Below are 25,637 nucleotides of genomic sequence, written 5' to 3'. Positions count from 1 at the left end.
AGCCCTACCGGCCTGGGCTCCCGCGGCCTCAGCGGGGCTTGGTGCCCGGGGCGCTGCTGAACAGGCTCGCGTACACGGGGCGGTCGCCGTCGGTGACGATCTGCCCGGCCAGGTGCGGCCCGGTGAGGGTGGACAGGGTCAGGCCGAGGTAGCGGTCCTCTTCGACGGCCGTGACGGGCCCGGTGGGGGCGGCGGCGAGCCAGTCGGCGACCTCGGCGATCCGGTCGGCGCGGTCGCGGGCGAGCGCCGCCCGCAGCTCGCCCAGGTCTCCGGCGTCGTAGGGCTCGGCGTCCCGTTCGGGCGCGGGCGGCTCGGCGTGCCAGGCGGCCACGCCGTAGGCGAAGGCGACCAGCGGCGTCCAGACCTCGGCGAAGTACAGCGGGTCGGGTGCCAGTTCCAGGCCGGCGAAGCGCCCGTCGAGGAAGAACAGCGCGCCGAGCTGCCCGGGCTGTAGTTCCAGGCGGCTCTGGAACTGGGTGAGGACGGCGCGGTGCCGCGACAGGATCTGTTCCAGGTGGCCGCGGCGCGGCAGGCCGTAGCGGTGGTTGAGGTCGGCGATGTCGTCCCACAGCTTGGAGTAGGCGTTGAGGCCGCGCAGCTCCAGGGCGCGGGCGCGCAGTTCCAGGGGCAGGACGAAGAACCACTGGTCGCGTTCGCTGAGGTAGCCGCCCTGGCTCTGCTGGACGCAGCAGGCGTCCTCGAACATCAGCGTCTGCCCGGCGGCCAGGAACGCCGAGCGGCACAGCGCGTGGTTCTGCGCCTGGTCCTGGACGTAGCCCATGTGCAGGGGGACGATCGCCACGCCGCGGTCGGCGCCGTTGCGCAGCTCGACGCGGCCGTAGCCGGGGACGCGGGTGAGCTTGACGCCGGTGCGGGGCGGGACGATGCCGGGGTAGGCGGGTCCGGAGATCGGCACCATGGTGAGGGCGCCGGCGCGCTGCGGGGTGCCCAGGCGGTGCCCGGCGAGGCTGAGCGGGCCGGGCACCAGCGTGTCGAGCGTGGTGAGGTCGCTCATGGGGTGTGTCTCCTCCCCTTCGTGCCCTTCGGCGGCCGTGTGGTGGGTGCCCCGGGGCCGGTGGCGGCCCCCGGGGGTCGTGCGGGAGTCAGGGGGTCATGCGGCGGCCGCGAGCTGCGCGGCCTCCTGGTCCAGCAGTTCCAGGCGGGTGCGCATGGCGTCGCGCAGCCAGGGTCCGCCCGCGGCGCAGTGCCCGAACATCCAGGGAAGCAGTTCGGCGAAGTCGTCCTGGTGCCAGAAGCCGCGCTGCGGCAGTGCGGGTGCGGGGCGGCGCAGGGACAGGTCGTCGCCGCCGGTGAACATGGCGTGGCAGAACACCACGGGCGTGGTGATCCCGGCGCGCGGCAGGGTGGCCACGACGCGGGCCAGGTCGCCCGGGTAGAGGTTCTCGTACCCGTCGGAGACCACGGCGACCAGGTCGGGTTCGGTGGCCAGGGCGTCCAGGACGCCGGTGGCCAGGTCGGTGGCGCCGCGCGGGGTGCGCTCGTCGCCGCCGACCTCGATGACCTCCAGCCGGTCGCACACCTGCGACAGCACCATGCGCAGCGCCGCGGCCTGCGACAGGACGGCCCATTCGCGGTCGCCGTAGCCGCGCATGGACGCCGAGGCGTCCAGGACCATGGCCACGGTGCCCTCGAAGCGGGGGAAGACCGCGGCGGCCTCGCCGACGTAGCCGCCCAGCGCGACGTACAGGTCCTCGGCGGGCCCGCCCCGGTACAGGTGGACGAGGGTGGCGGCGATGTCGCCGCGGTTGGTCGGCGTGACGGTCTGCGGGCGTTCCCGCGCGGCGTCCAGGCACAGCGCCGGCCCTGCGTGCGCCCCTGCCTGCGACCCTGCCTGCGGGCCGGTGCCGCCGGTCCGGTCGGGCGGCGCGGCCCCGTACAGGGCGGTGACGCGGGGCAGGGCGAGGGCGGGCGCGGTGAGGAAGCGCAGCAGGCGGCGCTGCAGGTAGTCCGAGCCGGTGTCGCCGTCGGCGATGCGGCGGGCGCAGCCGCGGGCGGTGGCCTTGCCGAGCGCGTGCTCGAAGCAGTCCAGCAGCGCGGGGCGGCGCGCGGCGATGAGCGCGTCGGCGTGGGGGTGTTCCAGGACGAACCGCAGCGCGGTGCGGGTGGTGTGCTTGTGGTTGGCGCGCAGCCGCCGCAGGGCCAGCAGGACGGTGATGACGTGCGAGGGTGGCAGCGCGAGGGTGAGCACACGGGCGACCTTGGCCAGGGTGGCGCGGGTGTGGTCGCCCAGCCCGGCCTGGGAGGCGGCCAGGACCTGCAGCAGCACCCGGGCACGCTGCCAGGGCGTCACGCCGGGGGCCAGTCCGAGCAGCGCGTACCCCTCGGGGTCGTCGGTGTGGGCGGCGCCGTGGAAGTCGGCGTCGTCCCAGCACAGGGCGCCGCCGCGCGGCAGGGTCAGGGGCCGGGCGTGCGTCTCGAGGTGGGTGAGGAGCGTGGGGGTGTCCATGATTGTCTCGCCTCCGCAATCATGGAGTGTAGGAATCCGCGCGAGCGTCCCGACACTTATTTTCCGCTCGGCGCGCCCGTGTCATCCCGATCGCCCGGCGCGTCCCCTTCTGGCCCGCCCGTCTGTGGCCGCGTAGCCCCCGAGCCCGCGTTCCAGCAGGTCGTCGACGCGTGCGGCGGCGGCGTGGACGGTCTCGCGCATCTCGCCGAGGGTGTGACAACGCCTGAGGCCCCGTACCGGGCCGGGGTGCGCTCAGCGGGCCAGGGCGGTGGCGGGGATCTCCTGGGGCGCGGGGGCGGGGCGTTCGATGACGGCGCGCTGGGCGATGTAGGCGCCGGCCAGCACGACGGCGCCGCCGACGGTCTGGACGAGGGTGAGGCGCTCGCCGAGCGCGGCCCAGGCGAGGAGGGTGGCGGCGACCGCCTCGGTGTAGCAGATGGCCCCGGCGACCTGGGCCGACAGGCGCTGCACCCCGGCCACGCCGGTGAGGTAGGCCAGCACGGTGCTGACCAGGATGATCCAGGCGGCCAGCGCCCAGCCGGGCGCGGTGTGCGAGCCGACGTCCACCATGCGGGGCAGCACGTCCCAGGGCAGCGCCCAGGGCGCGGCGACGAGGCTGAGGGCCAGGGCGGCGACGACCAGGCCCACGGCGGTCACCGCGAGCGGCTCGACCGCCCCCGACAGCCGGTCGACGATGAGGAAGTAGCCGGCCTGGCAGGCGGCGGCGCCCAGCCCGGCGGCCAGGCCCAGCGCGTCCAGCCGCAGCCCGGACCACACCTGCACGACCATCGCCAGGCCCGCCACGGCGACGGCGACGCCGACCGCGGCGGTGCGGTGCACCGGGGCGCGGCGCACCAGCCCGATCCAGGCCAGCACCAGGACGGGCCCGGTGAACTCCAGCAGGATCGCGATGCCCACCGGCAGCCGCGAGGCGGCGATGAAGTAGAACGCCTGGCAGCCGGCCACGCCGGTGAGCCCGAGCAAGGCCAGGCGCGGCAGGTGGGGGCGCGCGGCGCGGAACCGGGCGGCGCCCGCGGCGGGCCCGCGCAGCAGCAGCACCAGCGGCACCAGCACCAAGGCGGCGCCGGTCACCCGCAGCCAGGACGCCTGCAGGGGGCTCATGCCCGCGTTGATGAGGGCCTTGCCGAACGGCCCGGAGGCGCCGAAGGCGATCGAGGAGACGACCGCGAAGGTCAGCCCGGCCGCCCTCACGCGTGCCGCGTCGTTCATGCCGCCCCCTTTGCCCACACGGACCGAGATAAGGAGCATCATGCCATAACACTCATTACCGATGGAGGGGATATCGGCCGTTCCGCGGGCTTGCGCGGCGTTGCGCCCATCGATGCCTGGCCGAACGCCGCGAAGGACTACCATTCGCCTAGTGAACTGGCAGGCGGCCGGGGCGGGACTCGGCGGAACCGGAAGCGGGGCCGGCGGTGACCTCTTCACCGCCGTGGAGGGCAACGTCCGCGAGCTGGTGTCCTCCGCCTGGTGGCGGACCGCGGCGCCGCAGCAGCGCGCCGAGCAGGTCGCGGCGCGGATGCTGTGGGGCTCCAGCGAGTGGTGGCTGTACGGGGCGTGGGGCCGCTGGTACCGGTGCGGGCTGGACGGCAACTGGCACCCCTGTCCCCCGCCGACCACCGCGGCCGACCGCGCCGCGGTCGTCCCGGCTCCGCGCGGCGCGGGCACGCCGCCGGTGCCTCCGCAGCTGTTCCCGACCGGGCCGGACCTGGCGGCGGGACGGGTCGCGTCGCTGGGGTTCCTCGGCCCGGTGCCCGAGACCGCCGTGGTGGCGCGCATCCAGCAGGCGCTGACGACCGCGTGGGCGGTGAACCCGGCGCAGTTCGCCCAGCAGGACCCGATGTTCCAGCCGGGCACGCCCAGCACGGTCGCCGCGGCGTGGGGCGCGCTGCTGTGGTGCGCGGGCTCCCCCGTCGTCCTGATCGAGCATCCGCTGATCGAGTCGTTCATCCCGTTCCTGACCACCCCGGCCGAGCGGCTGCACTGGATGATGCCGCCCGACTTCGGCACGCTGGCCGGGTACTACATCAACCGGCTGCTGGCCGGCGACGGCGGCGGCGCGGCCCACATCGCCCGCGTCATGTACGAGGTCGCGGCGGGGTTGCAGGCCGACGCGCGGTTCCGTCCCGGCGCCGACGCGCTGGCCGCGGTGACGGCGGCCTCGCTGCGGCTGATCCAGCAGGACATCGCCACGGCGCGCTACGGCCCGGCCGCGGTGCTCCAGGAATGGCGGCGCCGCTGCCCCGCCGAGTACGCCACCCCGATGGTGCGCGACGCCGCGCCCGGCGAGTACCTGCGCCTGGCGCTGTACGACCTTCAGCAGCAGGTGGCGGCGCTGACGGGGGTGCGCACGGTCACCGGCGGCCGCCCGCACGACGAGGTGCGCCGCGCCGGGGTGGCGGTGCTGGCCGCCGACCTGCAGGCCGCGCCGGGCGCGCTGCCGGCGCTGCAACGCTGGCTGGACCCCGACAGCGCCCGCACCCTGCACACCGTGCTGACCGACGCGGCGCATCCGCTGCGGGACCTGTGGCCGCGGGAGGGCCGGCTGCCCGACCCGCTGCGCACCGACGACGCCGACGCCCTGGCGGCGCTGCTGGCCACCACCTACACCGTCGGCCTGACCTGGTGCCGGCTGGCGCAGGTCCAGCCGCCCGCGACGGGGTTCGCGCTGCCGCAGGCGATCGCCGCGGAACTGACCGGGCCGGCGATGCACACCCCGCCGTCCACGGACGAGCTGAGCGCCTGGGACATCATCAAGGCGGCCCGCGAGCACCTGGCCTCCGAGCGGGACGCCTCCGGACGGGACGCGCAGCCGTCGCCGCCGGGCGCCGCCCCGGACCAGCCGGTGGCCCCGGTCCCGCCGCCGTCCCCGCCCGGCGACGCCCCGGGAAGCCCCGGCGAGCCGCAGGGCGCCGCCGCGCAGCCGTGGGCACAGCTGCCGCCGTCCCCGTCCGGTCCGCCTCCGGGGGCGCCGCAGGGCGCGCCCGCGCCGCCGCCGCAGGGCATCCCCGGCGCCGTTCCCGAGGGCGTGCCGGGCGCGGTGCCCGAGGGCCTGCCCGCGGCGCCGGAGGGCGCGGCGGGAGGGGCGGCGGCCGCGTCCCCGGACGCGTTCGCGCAGCCGCCACGGCAGGCCGCGGCCGGCGCGGCGGTCCCGCCCCCTCCCCCGCCGCCCCCGGCCCCGGCGTGGTCGGCGGACGCGCCCGAGGGGCCGCAGGCCGGGGCGCGGCCGGACCCGCAGGCGGGCTGGGGCGTGGGCTCGGGCACGGCACCGCCCTGGCCCGCCGACCCCTCGGTCACCCACATGGACCCCGACCCGCTGGACGACGTCGACCCGTTCAGCGACGACGCGCCCGCCACGAGGGTCGAGCGCGGGGGAAGGCACGGCCGTCCCCAGCCCGGCCCGCCGGTGCCGCCCGGTCCCGGCGCGGTGGACGGGCCGTCGCTGCCGCCGCCGCCCGCGCCGGTGCCCGAGCCCCCGCCGCCGATGCCGCCCCCGCCCGATCCCGGTCCCAGCCCGCAGATCGTCGAGTCGTACGGGATCCGCTTCCTGTGCGGGGCCGACGACATCGAGCGGGTGGTCACCGAGGTGCGGCGCCGCGGCAAGTGGGCCAAGCGGCTGCGCGGCCACGAGGTGTCCAGCGCATCGGTCCCGGCGCTGCTGCTGATCGGCGCGCCCTCCAGCGGGCAGCGCAGGGTGGCGCGGATGGTGGCGCGCGCCCTGGCCGAGGTGGAGGTGTCCAGCGGCGAGGTGCACGGCATGCACGCCGACGACCTGCGCGACTCGGGCCCCGACGGGCTGCGCGCGGCGCTGGACGAGCACGCAGGTCACGTGCTGCTGCTGCAAGGGCTGGACACGCTCATCCTGGACCACCCGCAGGGCGCGGCGTTCGCGTCCGCGCTGTACCGGGCGCGGCTGGAGGGCGTCAGCGACACCGCGCTGCTGGGCACCTGCGAGCCGGAGCGGGTGGGCGAGCTGTCGGCGGCCTCACCGGAGCTGGTGACCGACCTGCGCGCCGTCCGGCTGCCCGACCTGGGCGACGCGCGGCTGCGGCACGCGCTGCTGGCGCTGCTGGCCGAGGAGCGGCGGCTGACGCTGGACGCCGGCGCGTGGAGGGTCGCCGACCGGGACCTGGCGGTGCTGCACCCGATCGGCCGCCTGACCGGCGCGCGGCTGGTGGAGGCGTACCTCGACCGCGCCGCGACCCGCCGGCTGGGACGCGCGGAGGCCACCCAGGCGATCGGCGCGGCCGAGACGCTGGCGCTGACCGCCGGCGACTTCGAGGGCGTCGCCGCCGAGCTGACCTGATCCGCCCCCGGGCGACGCGGTGGTGACGCCGCGTTCTCCTGCGGCGCATCGGTTGTCACGGTGAGTGAGGAGTTGTGTCGTTGCCCGCGGAATGTCGGTGGGCCGCGCGACCATGGGAGCATGAATCGCGTGGACCGGTTGCTGGCGCTGGTCGCCGAGCTGCGCTCGTCCTCCCCCGAGCCGCTCACCGCCGAGGAGCTGGCCGAGCGGCTGCGGGTGAGCGCCCGCACGGTGCGCCGCGACCTGGAGCTGCTGACCCATGGCGGGCTGCCGGTGTCGGCGGAGCGGGGCCGCGGGTACGTCCTGCCGCCGGACGCGCCGCCCGCCCCGCTGTCGGAGGCGGCGTCGCTGGTCGGGCCGGTGCGCGAGACCCTGGCCGAGGCGGTGCGCACGCGGCGGGTCGTCCGCCTGGCCTACACCGACCGGTCCGGCGGCCGCAGCTTCCGTGACGTGGAGGCGCACGGCCTGGTCATCGCGCCCTACGCCGAATACCTGGTGGGGTGGTGCCGGATGCGGGACGGGCCGCGCCTGTTCCGCCTGGACCGGGTGGGCGCGGCCTACCTGTCGGGGCGGGCGACGGGCATGCGCGATCTGGACGACCTGCTGGCGGCGCTGCGGGTGCCGGTGCCCAAGCCCCCGCCCGAGCCGGGCCCGCGCGGCCCGGCGGGCGCGGCCCGCGCGCGGGCGTGGACGCTGGACCGGCTGGAGTACGTCCGCGCACGGCTGCGGGACGCCGCCGCGGAGGTGCGGGCGGGGCGCGGGGGCGCGGCGGCGCTGCGCGGCGTGCTGGGGCATCTGGCGGAGTGGACGCGCTGGCAGATCGCGGCGGTGCGGGCGGAGGCGACCGGCGACCCGCCGGTGTACGACGGGCGCCGCCCCGAGCTGCCGGCGGCATTCGAGGGCGAGGCGTCCTACGGCGCCAGGGAACGGATGATCCAGGACGCGATGGCGCTGCGCTCGCTGGGCGAGCTGGCCCGCGACCTACAGGAGGTGCTGGAGGCCGCCGGGCACTGGTGCGCCGGATCCGACGACGCGCTGTGGGAGGGCGCCTACCCCGAGCCGTCCCCGTCGGGGCCGCCCGGCCCGCCGCGCCCGCTGGCCGACCTGCTGGCGGGCTGGCGCAGCCCGCTGGCGCACATCGAATGGCATCTGGACCGGCTGACCGACGAGCCGCCGATGACCGCCGTCCTGGACGGTGACGACGAGGAGATCTGGCTGACGGACCGCTGCCCCCTCCAGGTCTAGGCCCTGTTCCGAAGTGAGATGAGCGGTGGCGTGTCGTGCGCCGAAGGCAGCGAGGTCTCCGGTAGAGCGTTCATCGGCCAAGAAGACCCCCACGCCATCGAGTGCCGCATCAACCGGCTCGAACGCCACCGGGCACCCGCCACCGCGTCCGCCAAGCTCGACGTCCGTCACCAGGCCACCGTCCACATCGCCGCCATCGACGAAGGACTGCGACCAACGTTGAAACAGGCCCTAGACGGGGGCGCAGGTCTAGACGGGGGGCGCGGGCCCGCTGGGGTCGTCTCGCGGGTGGGGGCCGTGGGCGGGTGCCGTGCGGGACGGGCTCGAGGCGGTGTGCGCGTGCGCGGGTTCGGGGACAGGCTCGGGGCCGGCTGGGGCTAGGAGGGGCGGCTTCGGCGGGGGCGTTCTGTGGCGGCTCGGGCGGTGCGGTTCAGGGGGACGGTTCACGGGGTGAGGGTCTGGGGGCCTGTGGTCGATGCCGCTGTGGATCCGGCCGCGGTGGGCGTTGTGGATGCGGGTGGGGCTGTGGATGCGGGTGGGGCGGGGTCGTGGCCGTTCACCGAGCGGAGGGCCCGGGAGAACCACACGGTTTTGCCGTGGCCTTCGGGGCGGCTGCCGAAGGCGGAGGCGAGGGCGCCGACGAGGAGGAGGCCGCGGCCGTCCTCGGCCCAGTCCAGGACGCCGGGGCCGCGGCCGGGGGGTGCGGGCGCGACCGGGTTGTCGTCGCCGACCTCGGCGGTGAGCCTGGCCTCGTCGGGCAGCAGCCGCAGCCGCAGGCGCACCCGGCCGCTGCCGTGCAGGATCGCGTTGGTGACCAGTTCGTCGACCATCAGCACGATGTCGTCCACGTCCCCCTGGTCGGGCACGCGCCATTCGCGCAGCGCGGCGCAGGTCAGGGCGCGCGCGGTGGCGGCGCTGGCGGTCTCGGCGGGCAGGTCCCAGAGGGCGACGCGTTCCTCCCGCCGCCCCCGTCCCTCGGCTCCAAGCCCATTCGCACTCAATGCCCCGTCTCCTCATCTCTACTGTTCCCGCAGGTCAGCGCGTCTACAGCCATGTTTCCCGGCCTGCGTCGCGCGATAGGGCCCCATCCGCAGATCTGGCCGGACCGGGAGTTCCCCGTGCCGGTGGCGGTGAGGGTGATCAGACCCCGCCGTTCCGGCTCTCCCCGCGGCCCGGGACGGTGCCTTGCGGGCGCCGTCCGTGCAGATCCGGGACGGGGTCGTGGCATTTCCCCGCGTCCCTGTACCAATGTGGACGCATCCGCGTGGAAGCGGGAGCACCGGCTCAGGTCGCCGTCACCCCGGGGCTAGGTGATCGGTGACACATGGCTAGATCGGGAATGAGCAGTGGGTGGTTGCCGTTATGGTGGACGGTGTCGGTGTGGCATGTGTCCCCCGGGCTCTACCCTTTGCCTTCGAGGAATACCGCCGGGCCTGGCGGCCCGTGGCTGGAACCTCGTTGTGCCTTTCGCCGTGAGGCGACCACCACACCGGCCTGAACGCCGATGCCCCGGCCCGATTCAATGAATCGGGCCGGGGCATCGGCGTTCTTTCTGCTGTGCCGTGCGGGCGCGGCAGGGCACGTTCAGGCACCGGGGGCACGTGCGGCACGCGCATGCCCCCGGGTCGCGGTCAAGCCGGCAGCGGCCGGGTTGCCGCCGGTGGCGCTAGGAGAAGGCGCTCAGGACGGCGGTGGCGATGCCCGCCGCGGCGGCGGTCACCACGACGGCCGCCGCGATGATCTTTACGCGGCGGCGGGGGCGGGGCCTCGCGTCCCGCGCGCGGGTCGCCGTGCGGCCGAACTTCTCCAGACGATGGGCCAGCCGCGGGTCGTCCTCGCTCAGGTGGATCTCGATCTGTGCGAGGATCCGCCGCTCCTCCATCGACAGCGCCATGCTCGTACCTCCGGGGGGTCACCTGCCTGGTTCCTCCCCCCGGACCAAGATCATTATCCCCCGGTGACGGTCGCGCCGCGCGCGGGCGCGCTCTCGCGGTGGGTGCGGTCGAGCGCGGTGACGTAATAGGTGTAGGTCTGCCCGCGCCTGGCGCCCGGGTCGATGACGCCGCCGCCGCGCACGGTGGCGATGAGCGCGCCGGCGTCGACCGGGGCGCAGGCGGGTTTGCGCCCGGCGACCCGGTAGACGGCGTAGGCGGTGCTGCCCTGGGATGGGCGCCACTGCACCCGCACGCCCTTGCCGCCGCCCTCGGCGGTGGCGCTGACGTCCCCCACGGGTGTGGGCGCGCGGCCGTCGGCGCCTTTGGCCACGGGCGGGATCGCGGGGCGCCGGTAGTGGTCGTCGCGCAGCTTCTGGGCGAAGCCGCGGGTGTTGGCGGCCAGGCTGGAGGCGCTGAAGTAGACGTCGCCGCGCACCTGCGGGTACCGCTTGTTGAAGGTCAGGTGCCGCGACAGCTCGGCGGGGTCGCGCCAGGCGGCGTCGGTGCCCACGCGGTAGGCGGCCTGGCCGATGGTCAGTTGCACGCCGGTGTCCTCGACCTGGTCGGACCACCACCTGACCAGGGTGGTGTAGGAGGCGCGGGGGTCGTTCATCGACCAGTACAGCTGCGGGGTGATGTAGTCGACCCAGCCCTCCTTGACCCATTTGCGGGTGTCGGCGTACTGGTCGTCGTAGCTTTGCAGCGCCCTGGTGTCGGACCCGGCGGGGTCAGAGGTCCTGTTGCGCCACACCCCGAACGGGCTGATGCCGAACCGCACCCACGGCTTGGCCTGGTGGATCTTCTGCGACAGGGTCCGCACGAGGGAGTCGACGTTGCCGCGGCGCCACTCGGCCAGGCTCTTGCCGTTGCCGTACGCCTTGTAGGTGGCCTGGTCGGGGTACCTGCCGCCCTCGGGGTAGGGGTAGAAGTAGTCGTCGAAGTGCACCGCGTCGATGTCGTACTTGCGCACCACGTCCATGACCGCGTTGGTGGCCAGTTCGCGCACCTGCGGCACCCCCGGGTCGTACCACAGGCCCGTGCCGTACTTGCGGACCCATTCGGGGTGCCGGCGGGCGGGGCTGTCGGCGGGGAGCTTGTTCAGGTCGGCCTGGCGGCTGATGCGGTACGGGTTGAACCAGGCGTGGAACTCCAGGTTGCGCTTGTGCGCCTCGGCGAGCATGAATCCCAGCACGTCGTAGCCGGGGTCCTTGCCGGCCTTGCCGGTGATCCACTGCGACCACGGCTCGTAGGGGGAGTCGTAGAAGGCGTCGGAGTTGGGGCGGATCTGCACGACGACGGCGTTGAGGTTCATCGCCTTCGCGGTGTCCAGCAGCCTGCGGAAGGACGCCTGCTGGCGCTCCTTGCTGCCGCGGTCGCCGGGCTTGGGCCAGTCGGCGCCCCCGACGGTGGCGATCCACATGGCGCGCAGCTGGCGATGCGCGGAGTCGCCGGGCGCCTTCACCGCGGGGCATTCGCCCGTGGCACCGGGCGGCACCGCCTCCTGGGCGCCGTTCTCGCCGATGGCGGGGATGCACGCCGTCAGCGTCGCCGCGGCGAGAGCCGCCGCCCCCACCCTGGTGATGATCTTCGTTGGCGAAGTCATGATGCGCCATTGTCACGCACGGGCCGGCATGGTTCGCGCGTAACGGTGGCTGTCCCTTCGGTCGCGTGTGGTAAAAAATTCCGCCGCCGGAGGCGGCCTCCAGGCTCCAACGCCCCCACCTGCGCCATCGTTCCCGCCCATTTGCGATCATCGAACACGCGTTCTATCGTTCCGGTGTTCGACGAGGGGGGTCGGGGTGCGCTGGGACCATCTGCGGCTGGTCGAGGGGGACGGCGACGGGGCCGCAGGGCCCGCGCCGCCGCTGATCGAGCGGGGCGCGGTGGCACGGACGTTCGACACGCCCGGGTTCCGCGGGATGACCTTCTATGAGATCCACGCCAGGACGATCATCAACAGGGTGCCCGAGGCGTCCCGGGTGCCGTTCCGGTGGACGATCAACCCCTACCGGGGGTGCTCGCACGCCTGCTCGTACTGCCTGGACGGCGACACGCCGGTCCTGGCCGCCGACGGCCGTACCGTACCGCTGCGCGACCTGCGTCCCGGCGACGCGATCTACGGCACCGGCCCGGGACGGCGCCGCCTCGTGGTGACCCGGGTGCTGGACCACTGGCGCACGCGCAAGCCCGCCTACCGGGTGCGGCTCGGTGACGGCACCGCCCTGACCGCCAGCGCCGACCACCGGTTCCTGACCGGCCGCGGCTGGTGCCACGTCGCCGCCCACACCGGCGAGGCCGCCCCGTCCCCCGCCGCCGGTGACCGGCCCGTGCTGCGCCCCGGCGACGTGCTGATCGGGATGGGCGGCGGCTTCGCCGAGCCGCCCAAGCACGATGACGACTACCGCCGCGGCTACCTGCACGCCCTCGCGCAGGCCGCGCCCCCGGAATTCCGTGCGCTGGAGTGCGCGGCGCGCCGCCGCGCACGCCGTTTCCTCGGCGAGCCGCCCGCCCAGGATGCGGGCCTGCCCGGCGGCGCCTGGCCCGCCCCGGCACCGGAGGGGTGGCTGAAGGGGTTCCTGGCGGGCTGCTGGGACGCGGGCCTGGAGCTGGAGGGCGGCCCCCGTCCCGGCTCGCCGCTGGCCGCGCGTGCCGGTGAGGCCCTGCGCTGGCTGGGCCTGACCGGCGCGGCCCGGCTGCGGCTCCTGCACGTCCTGGACCCCGCGTGCACGCACGGGGCCGCCGGTGCCCTGGAGGGGACGCGGGTGCGCGCCGCGGAGGGGACGCGGGTGGTGTCGGTCCAGGCCGTGGGTCTGGAGGCGGACCTGTACGACATCACCACCGGGACCGGGGACTTCATCGCCGGCGGCGTGGTGTCGCACAACTGTTTCGCCCGCAAGACCCACGAGTACCTGGATCTGGACTCGGGCGCCGACTTCGACTCCAAGATCGTGGTGAAGGTGAACGCGGCCGAGCGGGTGCGGCGGGAGCTGGCGGCGCCGCGGTGGCGGGGCGAGCACATCGCGATGGGCACCAACGTGGACTGCTACCAGCGCGCCGAGGGCCGCTACCGGCTGATGCCGGGGATCCTGGAGGCGCTGCGGGACGCGGCCAACCCGTTCTCGATCCTGACCAAGGGCGCGCTGATCCTGCGGGATCTGCCGCTGCTGCTGGAGGCGGCCGAGCGCACCGAGGTGAGCACGGCGGTGTCGGCGGCGTTCGTAGATCGTGACCTGTGGCGGCTGGTGGAGCCGGGCACGCCGGCGCCGGGCAGGCGGCTGGAGGTGTGCGCCGCGCTGAACGAGGCGGGGATCGGGTGCGCGGTGCTGATGGGCCCGGTGCTGCCGTATCTGACCGACACGCCCGCGCAGCTCGAGGCGGCGGTGAAGCGGATCGCCGAGGCGGGCGCCACATCGGTCACCCCGATCACGCTGCACCTGCGTCCCGGGGCGCGCGAGTGGTACCTGTCGTGGCTGCGCGAGCACTACCCGGAACTGATCGTCCCGTACGCGCGCCTGTACGCCCGTGGCGCATACGCGCCGCGTGCCTACCAGGACCGCATCGCCGCGCAGGTACGCGAACTGGCCGCCAAGTACGGCGTGGGCCGCTCCTCCCGCCACCGCGGCACCCGAAGGCGCACCGGCTCGCAAGCCCCCGCCGCCGCGCGGACCCCGCCCCGCCCCGTCCCCGAGCAACTGACCCTGCCCACCTGACCCTGCCACCTGACCCTGCCCACCTGACCCGGCGGGTGAGGCACCCGCCCACCCGGCTCGCCTCCCCTGCCACGCCGCCCCCTGCCACGCCGCCCCCTGCCATGCCTTGCCCACGGCCCAAGCGATGTCCCAGCCGAGCTTGTAACTCGAAGGGTGTGAAGATGATCTTGTGGCGGGCCTGGTTGTCTTTACTGGATGCGGCCTGGGTAGGCGTCGGCGAGTTCGTTGAGGGCTTCGGCCCACCCGTAGGTCTTCTGGCCCTCGATGAGGCGGGCGGGGTGGCCGGAGCGTCCGCCGCCGTCGCGTTGGGCGGGGGCGGCGCGTTCGCGGGCGCGTTGGTGTAGAGCAGCTTGCGGACGGCGGGGGTGAAGGCCAGGAACGGGGTGAACCGTTCCCAGGCCGCCTGACGTGTGGTCCTCCCCTCGAAGAACGTGGGTGCTCCACCCACTGATCACTTGCTTCCCAGCAAGATCACTTTCCGCACCTGAGGGAATACCCCCTCCCAGCCTGTGCGCCCGCGCTTTCCTGGGGGTGGTGGGTCAGGGGCCGGCGGGTGGGGGGATGAGGGCGGTGGTGCCTTCGGCGGTGCGGCGTTCGGCCCAGGCGGTGAGGGCGGTGCGGCAGGCGTGGTCGAGGTGGCGCAGGCCGGCCAGGTCGAGGCGGATGGGGCGGTCGCGGGGCAGTTCTTCCAGGGTGTCGAGCATTCTGGGCAGGCGCAGGAAGGTGGCGTTGCCGGTGAGGGCGACGCGGACGGGCCCGGCGCCGTCGTCGGTGACCTCCAGGTCGACGTGGGAGGTCTCCCAGGCGGTTTTCACCACGGCCAGCAGGAGGCCGAGCAGGACGCCTTCGAAGAGGTTGAGGGTGAGCACGGCGGTGGCGGTGGAGACCAGGATGACCGCTTCGCCGCGGTGCCGCCGCCAGAGGGCGGGGAGGTGCCCGGTGGGCAGCAGTTTCCATCCGGCGTGGAGGAGGACGGCGGCCAGGGCGGGCAGGGGGATGTGACCGAGGGCGGCGGGGACGGCCGCGGCGAACAGCAGGAGCCAGGCGCCGTGCATGATGCGGGCGGCCTTGGTGCGGGCGCCGGCCTGGACGTTGGCGGCGCTGCGGACGATGACGGCGGTCATGGGCAGGGCGCCCAGTGCGCCGCAGACGGTGTTGCCGGCGCCTTGGGCGAGCAGTTCCTTGTCGTAGTCGGTGCGGGGGCCGTGGTGCATGCGGTCGACGGCGGCGGCGCTGAACAGGGTTTCGGCGGAGGCGATGAGCGCGATCGCGGCGATGGTGCCCAGGGCGGCGGTGTCGGCGAGGGCGGTGAGCCCGTCGGTGCCGGGCGGGTGGATGGCGCCGAGCAGTCCTTGTACCTGGAGGCGCTGGACGGGCAGGCCGAGCAGGGGGACGGCGGCGGTGGCCAGGGCGACGGCGGCCAGCGGCGCGGGGATGCCGCGGATGGGGCGGGGCAGGCGTGGCCAGGCGGCCAGCATGGCGAGGGTGGCGGCGCCGAGCACGGCGGAGGCGGCCAGGGCGGGCAGTGCCCCGGGTGGCGCGTGGGTGCCGGTGAGGAGCCCGGGCAGCCCGGCGATCTTGCCGGGTCCGGTTTCGGGTGCGGTGACCCCGGCCATGGCGTACAGCTGCCCGGCGATGAGGGTCAGGCCGATCCCGGCGAGCATGCCCTCGACGACGGCGATGGAGATGGCGCGGAACCAGCGTCCCAGCCGCAGCGCGCCCAGCAGCAGTTGCAGCAGCCCGGCGGCGAGCACCAGCGTGCCGAGGGCGGGCAGGCCGTGGCGGTGGACGGCCTCGTAGACCAGCACGGTCATGCCGGCGGCGGGGCCGCTGACCTGGATGCTGCTGCCGGGCAGGGCGCCGGCGACCAGCCCGCCGACGATGCCGGTGATCAGGCCGAGCTCGGCGGGCACGCCGGAGGCGACGGCGACACCGGCGCACAGCGGCAGCGCGACGAGGAACACCACGAGGGAGGCGGTCAGGTCGCCTCGCCAGGCGGGTCCGCCCGTGCCGGGCGGGGCGGCGGAGGTGTCCGTCATGATCGTCCTCCGGGGGGTCACAGGGGCCCGAAGGCGCCGGTGGCGGGACGGTGGGCCAGGACCGCGCCGGTGTCGACCTCGTACAGCCAGCCGTGCAGGGCGATGCGGCCGCGGGCGAGGCGTTCGGCGACGCAGGGGTAGCCGCGCAGCCGGTCCAGCTGGGCGAGCACGTGGCGGCGCACCGATTCCTGCCGCTGTTCCTTGCGCTGCCTGCGTCCCTGGTCGTGCTCCTCGTGCTCTTCGTGGTCTGCGTCATCTTCGTGGTCGTCGTGGGTGTCCCGGGCGGGGTCGCCGGCGGCGGGGTGGGTGAGCCAGCGGCGCAGGGCGGGGACGGTGGGCAGGGGGTCGCGGCGGGTGAGGGCGGTGACGGCGGCGCAGTGGGAGTGGCCGCACACCACGATGTCGGCCACGCCCAGGGCGTTGACGGCGAATTCGATGGTGGCGGTCTCCCCGGCGGGCCGGTCCAGGTCGTAGCGGGGGACGATGCCGCCGGCGGTGCGCAGCTCGAACAGCTCGCCGGGGCGGGCCCCGGTGATCAGGGACGGCATCACGCGGGAGTCGGAGCAGCTGATGAACAGTGCCAGCGGCGCCTGCCCGCGGGCCAGGGAGGCCAGGTGGCGGCCGTCGGCGGCCATGCGGGCGCGGAAGGAGCGGGCGTGTTCGACGAACGAGCGCATGCGGGATCCTCCAGGGTGCGGCCGCCCTGCCGGGGCGGGCACGGGGTACGGGCGTGGGGGCCTGGGGCGGCTCCGCGGCCGATCGTGCGGGGCCGATCGTGCGGGGCCGGTCGTGCGGCCGGCCAGCGCGGCGTCGGCGGGCGCCGCCGTCGTCAGGGGACGTGCGGTGGCCGCTGGTGCCGTGCGGATGACGGGTCGCGCGGGTGTGCCGGCCGTGCCGCGGGTCTAGCGGTGGGTGCGCCGCCCGTGCGGGGGCGGCGCCGGGTCAGCAGCGGAAGACCTGGAGCAGGGCGGTGGTGGTGGCCGTGTCGCGTGCGCGTGGCTCGGGTGGCCGGCCGTCGTGGCCGGGCGGGCGCGCGGCGGCGGTGGCGGTCCGGGCGCCGGGGCAGCGCTGGGCGGGGTGGTCGGCGGTCTTCAGCAGGCGGGTGTCGGAGGTGGCGCAGCGCAGCCGGACCTGGGTGTGCCCGCCGCCTTCGCGTTCGCGGGGGCGTTCGTCCTCGCCGCAGGGGGCGGCGTGGAGGTCGGGTGCGAGGCCCGCGGCGGCGGTGAACGCGGCGAGGGTGGCGGCGAGGGCGGGACGGGCGTCGAAGGCCCTGCCGGTACCGCTGCCGGTGCCGGTGAAGGTGGCGGTGGCGGGATGGGGGCCGAGGGAGGGGAAGGCGGGGCCGGTGTCGGCGCCGCCGGGGACGGCGGAGCCGAGGATGAGCAGCAGGAGGCCGCTCAGCAGGGGCAGCAGGATCGGGGTGGGGGCGGCGGGGCGCCGCGCGGCGTCCCGCCGCCTGCGCGTGGTGGAGCCCACGTGCGCACCCCCGTGTCGTCGCGTGCCGCCTGTGCGGCGTTCTCTCTGGCGTTCGGTGTGGTGTTCGGTGTGGTGGTCCGGTCACCCGGGGTGATCGCGCGCGGGCGCGCGTGTCCCCGCCGGGGACAATGATTTTCGTTTGACAACGATAGTGGGCGGAACGTTACGGCGGCGTTACTTGGCGTGCAAGCGCGGGTGAACTCACCGCCGGGTCAGGTGCGGGGTCAGGCGTGCTCGGCGTCCAGTTCGACGGGCTGGGCGATGACGTCGACCATGGCGCCGTTGCGCAGGACGGTGATGGGCAGGGGGCGTCCGATCGCGTCGGCGAACATCAGGCGCTGCAGGCTCTGGGCGTGGCTGACGGGGGCGCCGCCGGCGGTGAGGACCAGGTCGCCGCGGCGCAGCCCGGCCCGGTCGGCGGGGCTGCCGGCGACGACCTCGGCGACGCGCAGGGCCTCGTCCTGTCCCAGGCGGGTGCGCAGGGACGCCGGGAGCGGGACGGGGGCGGCGACCACGCCGAGGAAGGCGCGGCGGACCCGCCCGTCGCGCATCAGCGTGCCGATGATGCGGCGGGTGGTGGCGTTGATGGGGACGGCCAGGCCGACGCCGATGCCGGCGACGGCGGTGTTGACGCCGACGACGTGGCCGCGGGAGTCGGCCAGGGCGCCGCCGGAGTTGCCGGGGTTGAGGGCGGCGTCGGTCTGGATGACGTCCTCGATGACGCGGGCGGTGTTGCCGCTGCGGGTGGGCAGCGAGCGGCCCAGGGCGCTGACCACGCCGGCGGTGACCGATCCGGCCAGGCCGAGGGGGTTGCCGACGGCGACGACGAGCTGGCCGGTGATGAGCCGGTCGCTGTCGCCGAGGGTGACGGGGCCGGGGGTGGCGCCGTCGGCGCGGACCACGGCCAGGTCCGACAGGGGGTCGGTGCCGACCACGGTGAAGGAGGTGGTGGTGCCGTCGGCGAAGGACGCCTGCCCGTCGCGGGCGCGGCCGACGACGTGGGCGTTGGTGAGCAGGAACCCGTCGGCGGTGAACACCACCGCCGATCCGGCGCCCTCGCGCCCGCCGTGGCGCACGCGCAGCCCGGCGACGCGGGGGGTGAGCTCGGCGGCGACGGCCGACACCACGCGGGAGTAGGCGTCCAGCGGCTCCTCGGCGGGGCCGGGACGAGGGTCGGGTCGAGAGTCCATCCGTACCTCCGTTGATTACATCGTTACACGACAACACCGGAGGGTGAAGGACGGTTCCCGCTGTCCGCCGTAAGCGGACATCGAGGGACGGAAGCGGGCGTGCACGGGCGGGGGCTCGCGGGCCTTAGGGTCGGGGACATGGCGATTCCGGGGCGGCGGGAGCCCGTCGTGGTCGAGCCCGTCGTGGTCGAGCGGGGCGCGGGCGCGGGAGGCGAGCTGGTGCTGCGCCGCGCGCACGGCGGGCACTACGAGATCATCAGCAACGGGGTGTTCCTCATGGACACCCGTAACGGGGAGTCCGAGCGGCTGCTGGTGCGCGCGGCCGCGGCGGGGCTGGCGGCGCCGGCGCGGGTGCTGATCGGCGGGCTGGGCGTGGGGTTCTCGCTGGCCGAGGCGCTGCGGCTGCCGCAGGTGGCCGAGGTGACGGTGGTGGAGCGCGAGCCCGCCGTGATCGCCTGGCACGGCCCGGGCGGTCCGCTGGCGCCGTTCTCGCGCGACGCCCTGTCCGATCCCCGTGTCCGGGCGGTGCGCGCCGATCTGGTCGGCTGGCTGGCCTCGGCGGGCGGGGACGGCGGGTTCGACGTGGTGTGCCTGGACATCGACAACGGGCCGGAGTGGACGGTCACGCCGGGCAACGCGCGCCTGTACGGGCGCGACGGGCTGCGGGCGCTGGCCGGGCTGCTGACCGCGCGGGGCGTGCTGGCGGTGTGGAGCGCGGGCGCCGCGCCCGCCTTCGAGGACCTGCTGCGGGAACGGTTCGCGCACGTGGAGGCGCTGCCGGTGCCGGTGCCGCGCGGCGAGCCCGACATGGTGTACCTGGCCCGCGCCCGCGCGCCCCTCCCCTGACGGGGGGCGGATCCCGGGAACGCGCCGCGGCGCGGGGGATGATGTGGCGGACGCCTCACGGCGATCGCCGCAGGTGGGTTTGAACGGGTTCAACTCTGCCGTAGGGTGGCTTGCGTGAACCTGGCCGTGAGCGCGTCCGACCGCCTGGTCGCCCGCACCGTCCCCATCGACGACCCCGGCGACCTGATCGCCCGCCTGCCGCACCCGGCCGCGCTGGCCTGGGTCCGGCACGGGGAGGGCATCGTCGGCTGGGGCGAGGCCGCCCGCGTGGACCTGCCCGGCGGCCCCGACCGGTTCGCCATGGCCGCGCGGTGGCTGCGCGACCGGTTCGGCGCCGCCTCCATCGACGACGAGGTGGGGGTGCCCGGGTCGGGGCCCGTCGCGTTCGGCGGGTTCGGATTCGACCCCAAGTCCCCCGACTCGGTGCTGATCGTGCCACGGCGGATCCTGGGCCGCCGCGGCGGCCGGGCCTGGCTCACCACCATCGGCGAGGACCCCGGCCCTGCGGCGCTGCCGCGCCCGCCGCGCCCGCCGGGACGGCTGACCTGGAGCGACGGCGCCCTGAACGCACCGGCCTGGCAGGCCGCCGTGGCCGCCGCCGTCGACCGCATCCGCGGCGGCCACCTGGGCAAGGTGGTGCTGGCCCGCGACCTGTACGCGCACGCCCCCGAGCCCATCGACGCCCGCGTGCTGCTGGCCCGCCTGGCCACCCGGTTCCCCGGCTGCTACACCTACTCCTGCGCCGGGCTGGTCGGCGCCACCCCCGAGCTGCTGATCCGCCGCACCGGCGGCGAGGTCGCCTCCCTGGTGCTGGCCGGCACGACCGCCCGCGGCACCTCACCGGACGACGACGCACGCCGCGCCGCGCGCCTGGCGTCCTCACCCAAGGACCTGGAAGAGCACGCCTACGCCGCCGAGATGGTCCGCGACGCCCTGGCACCGCTGTGCTCACACCTGACCGTCCCCGACCGGCCGCAACTGCTCACCCTGCCCAACGTGATGCACCTGGCCTCCCCCGTCCGCGGACGCCTGGACGGCGAACGCTCCGTCCTTGACGTCCTGGCCGCCCTGCACCCCACCCCCGCCGTGTGCGGCACCCCCACCGGCACCGCACTGCACCTCATCCGCGAACTGGAGGGCATGGACCGCGGCCGCTACGCCGGCCCCGTGGGATGGGTCGACGCCCGCGGCGACGGCGAATGGGGCATCGCGCTGCGCTGCGCCCAGCTCGAAGGCACCCGCGCCCGCCTGTTCGCCGGGTGCGGCATCGTCGCCGACTCCGACCCCGCCGCCGAGCTCGCCGAGGCCCAGACCAAGTTCCGCGCCATGCAATACGCCCTCGAAGGCTGACCAGGGGATCGGACGAGGGCTGACACGCCCCGCAAGCCCAACCCCCGCCGCCAGGCCCGCCGCCGATCTGGGATCATGACGGACGGTGACCCGACTCACCCGCCCATGCCGCCGATGAAGGAAGACCCGTGGACGTCGAACGCACCGCGCTGCCCGGCATCGGCCTGCAGCACGTCCTCACCACCGCACGCGGCCGCCAGATCGCGGTGATCTCCCACCGCACCGGCCGCAAGGACCTGGTCATCTACGACCGGGACGACCCCGACAGCTGCGTGGCCACCGTCAAACTGTCCACCGAGGAGGCCAACGCCATCGCCGAACTGCTCGGCACCGGCCGCGTCGTCGAACGCCTCAACGACCTGCACCGCCAGGTCGAGGGCCTGGTCACCGAGCAGTACCCGATCGCGCCCGGCTCCCCCTACGACGGCCGCACCCTCGCCGACACCCAGGCCCGCACCCGCACCGGCGCCTCCATCGTCGCCGTCGTCCGCGGCGGGCAGGTCATCGCCAGCCCCCGGCCCGACTTCACCTTCGCCGCCGGCGACATCGTCGTGGTCGTCGGCACCGGCGAAGGCACCGCCGGCGTCGCCGCGATCCTCGCCAACGGATGACCCGCCCGCCCATGCGACCGCCCACCCGCCCCCAGGCGACCGGCCCGCACGCCCACAACCCCCGCACGGCACGCCGATGAGCGACGGGGCACCATGGACACCGCCGTACAACTGATCGAACTGGGCGCGATCATCCTCGCGCTCGGGCTCCTCGGCGCCGTCTCCACCCGCTTCTCCATCTCCCCCATCCCCCTCTACCTGCTCGCCGGCCTCGCCTTCGGCTCCGGCGGCATCCTCCACCTGGGCGCCAGCGAGGACTTCGTCGCCATCGGCGCCGAGGTCGGCGTCATCCTCCTGCTGTTCACCCTCGGCCTGGAGTACACCGCCGACGAACTGGTCACCACCCTGCGCACCGCCGCCCCCACCGGCCTGATCGACCTGGTCCTCAACGCCGCCCCCGGCGCCGTCGCCGCCCTCCTGCTCGGCTGGGGACCCGTCGCCGCCCTCGTCCTGGCCGGCGTCACCTACGTCACCTCCTCCGGCATCACCGCCAAGGTCCTGGGCGACCTGGACTGGGTCGGCAACCGCGAAACCCCCGCCGTCCTGTCGGTCCTGGTCTTCGAAGACCTCACCATGGCCGCCTACCTGCCCATCCTCACCGCCGTCCTCGGCGGCGCCTCCCTCGCCCGCGGCGCCACCACCCTCGGCATCGCCGCCCTCACCATCGCCGTCATCCTCTACATCGCCCTGCGCCACGGCGCCCTGGTCGAACGATTCGTCGCCAGCCCCAGCGAAGAGGTCCTGCTGCTGAAGGTCCTCGGCCTCACCCTCCTGGTCGCCGGCATCGCCCAGCAACTCCAGGTCTCCGCCGCCGTCGGCGCCTTCCTCGTCGGCATCGCCCTGTCCGGCCCCATCGCCCACACCGCCCAGAAGATCCTCAGCCCCCTGCGCGACCTGTTCGCCGCCGTCTTCTTCGTCTTCTTCGGCCTGCACACCGACCCCGCCCAGCTCCCGCCCGTCATCGGCGTCGCCGCACTGCTCGCCCTGGCCGGCATCGCCACCAAACTCGCCACCGGCTGGTACGCCGCCCGCCGCGCCCACGTCGGCCCCACCGGGCGGCTCCGCGCCGGCGCCGCCCTGCTCCCCCGCGGCGAATTCACCATCGTCATCGCCGGCCTGGCCGTCTCCGCCGGCACCACCGCCCGCCTCGGCCCCCTCGCCGCCGCCTACGTCCTCATCCTCGCCACCACCGGCCCCCTGCTCGCCCGCACCGCCGAACCCCTCGCCCGCGCCCTGCACGGCAAACGCGCCGCCCGCCCCCGCACCCACGACGAAGACCCCGACGAACCCAACGCCGGACGCACCGCGCCACCCCACCACGCCCGCACCATCGCCGCACCCATCGCCCACGAGCACATCCACGGCCACGAGCACATCCACGGCCACGAGCACATCCACGGCCACGAGCACATCCACGGCCACGACGACGACCAGCCCCCCGGCCGCCCCCGCCGCTGACCCGCGCGGCCCCTCCCACCCCTCCGGCTACTCCTCTTACCCCTCGGGCTCCTCGGACGGCTGGCACACCGGGCACCAGAACAGATTCCGCCCCGCCAGCACCGCCGTCCGCACACCATGCCCGCACACCAGGCACGGCAACCCCGCCCGCCGGTACACGTACACCTCACCACCATGATCGTCCACCCGCGGCGGGCGCCCCATCGCCTCCGGCATGTGCTCAGGACGCACCGTGTCGATCCGCCCCGTCCGCACCCCCTCCGCCATCAACCCCACCAGATCACCCCAGATCGCCTCCCACCGGCGCCGCCCCAACGCCCGCCCCTGCACCCCCGGATGCACCCCCTGCCGGAACAGCACCTCCGCCCGGTAGATGTTCCCCGGCCCCGCCACCACCGACTGATCCAGCAACAGCAACCCGACACACGTCCGCGTCCGCGCGATCCGCCGCCACGCCACCTCCGGATCGGCATCCGCCCGCAACGGATCGGCCCCCAGCCGATCCCGCAACACCTTCACCTCACCCCGATCCAGCACCTCGCACACGTTCGGCCCGCGCAGATCCGCCCACCCCGCCTCACCCACCAGCCGCAACCGCACCGCACCCGTCGGCGCCGGAGCCGCCCCCGCACCCATCCCATACGTCCCGTAAATCCCCAAATGGACGTGCAACACCCGATCCCCCTCGAACCCCACCAGCAAATGCTTGCCATGCGCGTCGGCGTCCACCACCACCCGCCCATCCAGCAACCGCGCCCCCGCCGCGAACCGCCCCTGCGGACTGGACGCCCCCACCCGCCGGCCGCCGAACAACCGCCGATGCTCGGCGGCCAGACGATGAATCGTGTGTCCCTCAGGCATAGCCGATCAGCATAGAGCCGACCACCCCCTCACGACCGGGCAACCGACCCCACATCACTCAAATGCCGCAACGCCTCCCGGTACGAAGCCACCAACCCCGTCTCCACATACGCCAACCCCACCCGCTCACAATGCTCCCGCACCAGCGGCTGCAACCTCCGCAAATTCGGCCGCGCCACACTCGGGAACAGATGATGCTCCACCTGATAATTCAACCCGCCCAGCAGATAATCGGTCACCACACCACCACGCACATTCCGCGACGTCAGCACCTGCCGCCGCAAATGATCCCACCGCTCACCCTCCCCCGGCATCGCCATCCCCTTGTGATTCGGCGCGAACGCACACCCCAAATGCACCCCGAACAACCCCTGATGCACCGCCACCAACACCACGGCCTTCCCCGGCGACAGCAAACCGAACGCCAGCACCCCATACCCCACCGCATGCACCGCCATCAACGACCCCTCCAGCAGCCGCGCACGCCACGGCAACCGCCGCAAATCCAACGCACTGCTCACCTTCAGATTCACCCCCTCCAACAACAACAACGGGAAGAACAACCACGCCTGCCGCCGCGCCATCCACACCCCCACACCACCACGCCGCGCCGCCGCCTGCCGCCGCGTCCACACCAACACACCCTCCCCCACATCAGGATCCTTACCGACATGGTTCGGATTGGCGTGATGCCGGTTGTGCTTGTCGTTCCACCACCCGTACCCCATCCCCAACATCACGTTCCCCAGCACATACCCCAACCACCGATTCACCCGATGCGACCTGGCGATCTGCCGGTGACCCGCGTCATGCCCCAAAAACCCCGTCCGCGCCGACAACACCGCCAACGGAACCCCCAACAGGACCACCCACCACGACGCCCCCGCCCACGCCACAGCAGCCCACACCGCCACCGTCCCCGCCACATTCAAACCAACCGCCCGCACGTAATAACCCCGGCGCCGCTCCAGCAACCCCGCCTCACGCACCCGCCGCGCCAACGGCCCGAAATCACTCCCACCCGGACGGCCCCCCGCACGCGACCTCGGTCCCGCCAGCGTCGTCACACCCATCCACGGCCTCCTATCAGCGCAAACGCGCCGACCAGGCGCGCACTCGAACGCTAGAGGCCACCACGCCGCCACAGCGCCCCGCCAGGGAGCCATCTCCACCCTGGCTCCCAGGTCTCACACACCCGGCATATAAGGTCAGAAGCCATGAACGCGCGCTCACGATGGATCGAGCTCAACGGAGCGTCCAACGTCCGCGACCTCGGCGGACTCCCCACCACAGACGGCCGCGCCACCCGCCGCGGCCGGGTACTGCGCTCCGACAACCTCCAGCAGCTCACCCTCGCCGACATCCGCACCCTGCTGGACGACTACCACCTCAAGAACGTCATCGACCTGCGCAGCGACGCCGAGATCCACCTCGAAGGACCCGGCCCCCTCACCCGCATCCCCGCCATCACCATCCACCGCCTCTCCCTGTTCCCCGAAGGCGGCCGCAACACCGACGTCGCCGCCGACACCCCCGGCACCGGCGGCCCCCAAAAGATCGACGGCGACAAGGTCCTGCCCTGGCAGAACCGCGCCGACACCGCCACCGCCGAAGACCGCTCCATCGGCCACTACCTCGGCTACCTGCGCGACCGCGCCGACTCCATCGTCGCCGCCCTGCGCGTCATGACCCGCACCGGCGGCGCCTCCATCGTCCACTGCGCCGCGGGCAAGGACCGCACCGGCGTCGTCTGCGCCATCGCCCTGGAGACCGCCGGCGTCACCCGCGAGGCGATCGTCGCCGACTACGCCCAGACCGGCGAGCGCATCGAGGCCATCCTCGCCCGCCTGCGCGCCAGCGACACCTACGCCGCCGACCTGGACTCCCGTCCCGCCGACAGCCACGTGCCGCACGCCGCCATCATGGAGAAGTTCCTGGCCAGGATCGACGAGGAACACGGCGGCGCGGCCGGCTGGCTGGCCCAGCACGGCTGGTCCCCCGAGGACACCCAGGCCCTGCGGGCCCGCCTCCTCGATTGAGCTTTTGCCTGGGCTTGTGTTGGAGCGGTCCAATGAGGTGGGTGGGCGCACCACCCGGCGCCTTTACGTTGTAAGTTGAATGTT

The 25,637-nt window shown here is 74.6% G+C and carries 20 protein-coding genes and 1 pseudogene; 8 read left to right on the top strand and 13 right to left on the bottom strand.

All coding sequences use genetic code 11. The features are described 5' to 3' along the window. Nucleotides 1–28: 28 nt before the first annotated feature. From QSK21_RS03750 to QSK21_RS03740, 3 genes are all read right to left on the bottom strand, one after another. On the bottom strand, nucleotides 29–1,015 hold the full coding sequence (locus QSK21_RS03750) for an ARPP-1 family domain-containing protein (protein ID WP_285693747.1): 987 nt from the start codon (nucleotides 1,013–1,015) through the stop codon (nucleotides 29–31). Between the two features lie 96 nt (nucleotides 1,016–1,111). Then, the gene (locus QSK21_RS03745; RefSeq protein ID WP_285693746.1) at nucleotides 1,112–2,467 is read right to left on the bottom strand and encodes a hypothetical protein; all 1,356 of its coding nucleotides are present in this window, start codon (nucleotides 2,465–2,467) and stop codon (nucleotides 1,112–1,114) included. 252 nt (nucleotides 2,468–2,719) lie between these two features. Then, nucleotides 2,720–3,697, bottom strand: coding sequence for an EamA family transporter (locus tag QSK21_RS03740; protein WP_285693745.1), 978 nt, complete (start codon nucleotides 3,695–3,697; stop codon nucleotides 2,720–2,722). Nucleotides 3,698–3,848: 151 nt separating this feature from the next. Here QSK21_RS03740 and QSK21_RS03735 point away from each other — a divergent pair, with 151 nt between their 5' ends. Both QSK21_RS03735 and QSK21_RS03730 read left to right on the top strand, forming a co-directional pair. Then, nucleotides 3,849–6,794 carry a hypothetical protein gene (locus tag QSK21_RS03735; RefSeq protein WP_285693744.1) on the top strand — a complete coding sequence of 982 codons (2,946 nt, stop codon included), beginning with the start codon at nucleotides 3,849–3,851 and terminating at the stop codon, nucleotides 6,792–6,794. A gap of 120 nt (nucleotides 6,795–6,914) precedes the next feature. Then, entirely contained in the window at nucleotides 6,915–8,039 is a 1,125-nt protein-coding gene (locus QSK21_RS03730; RefSeq protein WP_285693743.1) for a helix-turn-helix transcriptional regulator, read from the top strand. Between the two features lie 443 nt (nucleotides 8,040–8,482). Here QSK21_RS03730 and QSK21_RS03725 read toward each other — a convergent pair whose 3' ends face one another. The 3 genes from QSK21_RS03725 to QSK21_RS03715 all read right to left on the bottom strand — a co-directional run bounded on the left by QSK21_RS03725 (nucleotide 8,483) and on the right by QSK21_RS03715 (nucleotide 11,576). Further along, on the bottom strand, nucleotides 8,483–9,040 hold the full coding sequence (locus QSK21_RS03725) for an ATP-binding protein (protein ID WP_285693742.1): 558 nt from the start codon (nucleotides 9,038–9,040) through the stop codon (nucleotides 8,483–8,485). A 665-nt stretch (nucleotides 9,041–9,705) separates the two neighbouring features. After that, nucleotides 9,706–9,933, bottom strand: coding sequence for a DUF3040 domain-containing protein (locus QSK21_RS03720; RefSeq protein ID WP_285693741.1), 228 nt, complete (start codon nucleotides 9,931–9,933; stop codon nucleotides 9,706–9,708). A gap of 53 nt (nucleotides 9,934–9,986) precedes the next feature. Continuing rightward, the gene (locus QSK21_RS03715) at nucleotides 9,987–11,576 is read right to left on the bottom strand and encodes a glycoside hydrolase family 10-like protein (protein WP_285693739.1); all 1,590 of its coding nucleotides are present in this window, start codon (nucleotides 11,574–11,576) and stop codon (nucleotides 9,987–9,989) included. 196 nt (nucleotides 11,577–11,772) lie between these two features. Between QSK21_RS03715 and QSK21_RS03710 the strand changes: the two genes are divergently transcribed. Continuing rightward, on the top strand, nucleotides 11,773–13,683 hold the full coding sequence (locus tag QSK21_RS03710; protein WP_285693738.1) for an intein-containing Rv2578c family radical SAM protein: 1,911 nt from the start codon (nucleotides 11,773–11,775) through the stop codon (nucleotides 13,681–13,683). 188 nt (nucleotides 13,684–13,871) lie between these two features. Here the strand turns inward: QSK21_RS03710 and QSK21_RS36340 are convergent. The 5 genes and pseudogenes from QSK21_RS36340 to QSK21_RS03685 all read right to left on the bottom strand — a co-directional run. Beyond that, nucleotides 13,872–14,083: pseudogene (locus QSK21_RS36340) on the bottom strand (IS256 family transposase); the annotation flags it as partial. A 139-nt stretch (nucleotides 14,084–14,222) separates the two neighbouring features. Beyond that, complete coding sequence (locus tag QSK21_RS03700) at nucleotides 14,223–15,722, bottom strand: SulP family inorganic anion transporter (RefSeq protein WP_285693736.1); 1,500 nt, start codon at nucleotides 15,720–15,722, stop codon at nucleotides 14,223–14,225. Nucleotides 15,723–15,739: 17 nt separating this feature from the next. Then, nucleotides 15,740–16,399, bottom strand: a complete 660-nt coding sequence (locus QSK21_RS03695) for a carbonic anhydrase (RefSeq protein WP_285693734.1) — start codon at nucleotides 16,397–16,399, stop codon at nucleotides 15,740–15,742. Between the two features lie 265 nt (nucleotides 16,400–16,664). Beyond that, nucleotides 16,665–17,198 (bottom strand): hypothetical protein, encoded by a 534-nt coding sequence (locus QSK21_RS03690; RefSeq protein ID WP_285693733.1) that lies wholly within the window; start codon nucleotides 17,196–17,198, stop codon nucleotides 16,665–16,667. Between the two features lie 224 nt (nucleotides 17,199–17,422). Beyond that, nucleotides 17,423–18,388, bottom strand: coding sequence for a S1C family serine protease (locus QSK21_RS03685; protein ID WP_285693732.1), 966 nt, complete (start codon nucleotides 18,386–18,388; stop codon nucleotides 17,423–17,425). Nucleotides 18,389–18,526: 138 nt separating this feature from the next. On the opposite strand from QSK21_RS03685, the gene QSK21_RS03680 reads away from it, so the two are divergent. The 4 genes from QSK21_RS03680 (at nucleotide 18,527) to QSK21_RS03665 (ending at nucleotide 22,653) form a co-directional block, all read left to right on the top strand. After that, nucleotides 18,527–19,234, top strand: coding sequence for a spermidine synthase family protein (locus QSK21_RS03680; RefSeq protein WP_285693731.1), 708 nt, complete (start codon nucleotides 18,527–18,529; stop codon nucleotides 19,232–19,234). Between the two features lie 114 nt (nucleotides 19,235–19,348). Beyond that, the gene (locus QSK21_RS03675; protein ID WP_285693729.1) at nucleotides 19,349–20,584 is read left to right on the top strand and encodes an isochorismate synthase; all 1,236 of its coding nucleotides are present in this window, start codon (nucleotides 19,349–19,351) and stop codon (nucleotides 20,582–20,584) included. Nucleotides 20,585–20,712: 128 nt separating this feature from the next. Next, on the top strand, nucleotides 20,713–21,195 hold the full coding sequence (locus QSK21_RS03670; RefSeq protein ID WP_285693728.1) for a cation:proton antiporter regulatory subunit: 483 nt from the start codon (nucleotides 20,713–20,715) through the stop codon (nucleotides 21,193–21,195). Between the two features lie 93 nt (nucleotides 21,196–21,288). Beyond that, a complete protein-coding gene (locus QSK21_RS03665) occupies nucleotides 21,289–22,653 on the top strand; it encodes a cation:proton antiporter (protein WP_285693727.1) in 1,365 nt (454 codons plus the stop codon). Between the two features lie 36 nt (nucleotides 22,654–22,689). On the opposite strand, the gene QSK21_RS03660 is transcribed toward QSK21_RS03665, so the two are convergent. Together QSK21_RS03660 and QSK21_RS03655 are read right to left on the bottom strand one after the other, a co-directional pair. Then, complete coding sequence (locus QSK21_RS03660) at nucleotides 22,690–23,514, bottom strand: Fpg/Nei family DNA glycosylase (RefSeq protein WP_285693726.1); 825 nt, start codon at nucleotides 23,512–23,514, stop codon at nucleotides 22,690–22,692. Between the two features lie 29 nt (nucleotides 23,515–23,543). Beyond that, nucleotides 23,544–24,515: a fatty acid desaturase family protein gene (locus tag QSK21_RS03655; RefSeq protein WP_352231245.1), complete on the bottom strand. Its 972-nt coding sequence runs from the start codon at nucleotides 24,513–24,515 to the stop codon at nucleotides 23,544–23,546. 216 nt (nucleotides 24,516–24,731) lie between these two features. Here QSK21_RS03655 and QSK21_RS03650 point away from each other — a divergent pair, with 216 nt between their 5' ends. Continuing rightward, nucleotides 24,732–25,553, top strand: coding sequence for a tyrosine-protein phosphatase (locus QSK21_RS03650; RefSeq protein ID WP_285693724.1), 822 nt, complete (start codon nucleotides 24,732–24,734; stop codon nucleotides 25,551–25,553). The last annotated feature ends 84 nt before the right edge of the window (nucleotides 25,554–25,637 follow it).

It is taken from the genome of Actinomadura sp. NBRC 104412 (assembly GCF_030269515.1).
Taxonomy (GTDB): domain Bacteria; phylum Actinomycetota; class Actinomycetes; order Streptosporangiales; family Streptosporangiaceae; genus Spirillospora.
The sequence above is the reverse complement of the archived record's forward strand: the minus strand, read 5'-3'. Positions and strand labels throughout refer to the sequence as shown.

Bases quoted from the DNA above. Each gene is read 5' to 3' on its own strand.
- QSK21_RS03750 (WP_285693747.1), bottom strand. From the start codon at position 1,015: ATGAGCGACCTCACCACGCTCGACACGCTGGTGCCCGGCCCGCTCAGC.
- QSK21_RS03745 (WP_285693746.1), bottom strand. From the start codon at position 2,467: ATGGACACCCCCACGCTCCTCACCCACCTCGAGACGCACGCCCGGCCC.
- QSK21_RS03740 (WP_285693745.1), bottom strand. From the start codon at position 3,697: ATGAACGACGCGGCACGCGTGAGGGCGGCCGGGCTGACCTTCGCGGTC.
- QSK21_RS03730 (WP_285693743.1), top strand. From the start codon at position 6,915: ATGAATCGCGTGGACCGGTTGCTGGCGCTGGTCGCCGAGCTGCGCTCG.
- QSK21_RS03720 (WP_285693741.1), bottom strand. From the start codon at position 9,933: ATGGCGCTGTCGATGGAGGAGCGGCGGATCCTCGCACAGATCGAGATC.
- QSK21_RS03715 (WP_285693739.1), bottom strand. From the start codon at position 11,576: ATGACTTCGCCAACGAAGATCATCACCAGGGTGGGGGCGGCGGCTCTC.
- QSK21_RS03700 (WP_285693736.1), bottom strand. From the start codon at position 15,722: ATGACGGACACCTCCGCCGCCCCGCCCGGCACGGGCGGACCCGCCTGG.
- QSK21_RS03695 (WP_285693734.1), bottom strand. From the start codon at position 16,399: ATGCGCTCGTTCGTCGAACACGCCCGCTCCTTCCGCGCCCGCATGGCC.
- QSK21_RS03685 (WP_285693732.1), bottom strand. From the start codon at position 18,388: ATGGACTCTCGACCCGACCCTCGTCCCGGCCCCGCCGAGGAGCCGCTG.
- QSK21_RS03680 (WP_285693731.1), top strand. From the start codon at position 18,527: ATGGCGATTCCGGGGCGGCGGGAGCCCGTCGTGGTCGAGCCCGTCGTG.
- QSK21_RS03665 (WP_285693727.1), top strand. From the start codon at position 21,289: ATGGACACCGCCGTACAACTGATCGAACTGGGCGCGATCATCCTCGCG.
- QSK21_RS03660 (WP_285693726.1), bottom strand. From the start codon at position 23,514: ATGCCTGAGGGACACACGATTCATCGTCTGGCCGCCGAGCATCGGCGG.
- QSK21_RS03650 (WP_285693724.1), top strand. From the start codon at position 24,732: ATGAACGCGCGCTCACGATGGATCGAGCTCAACGGAGCGTCCAACGTC.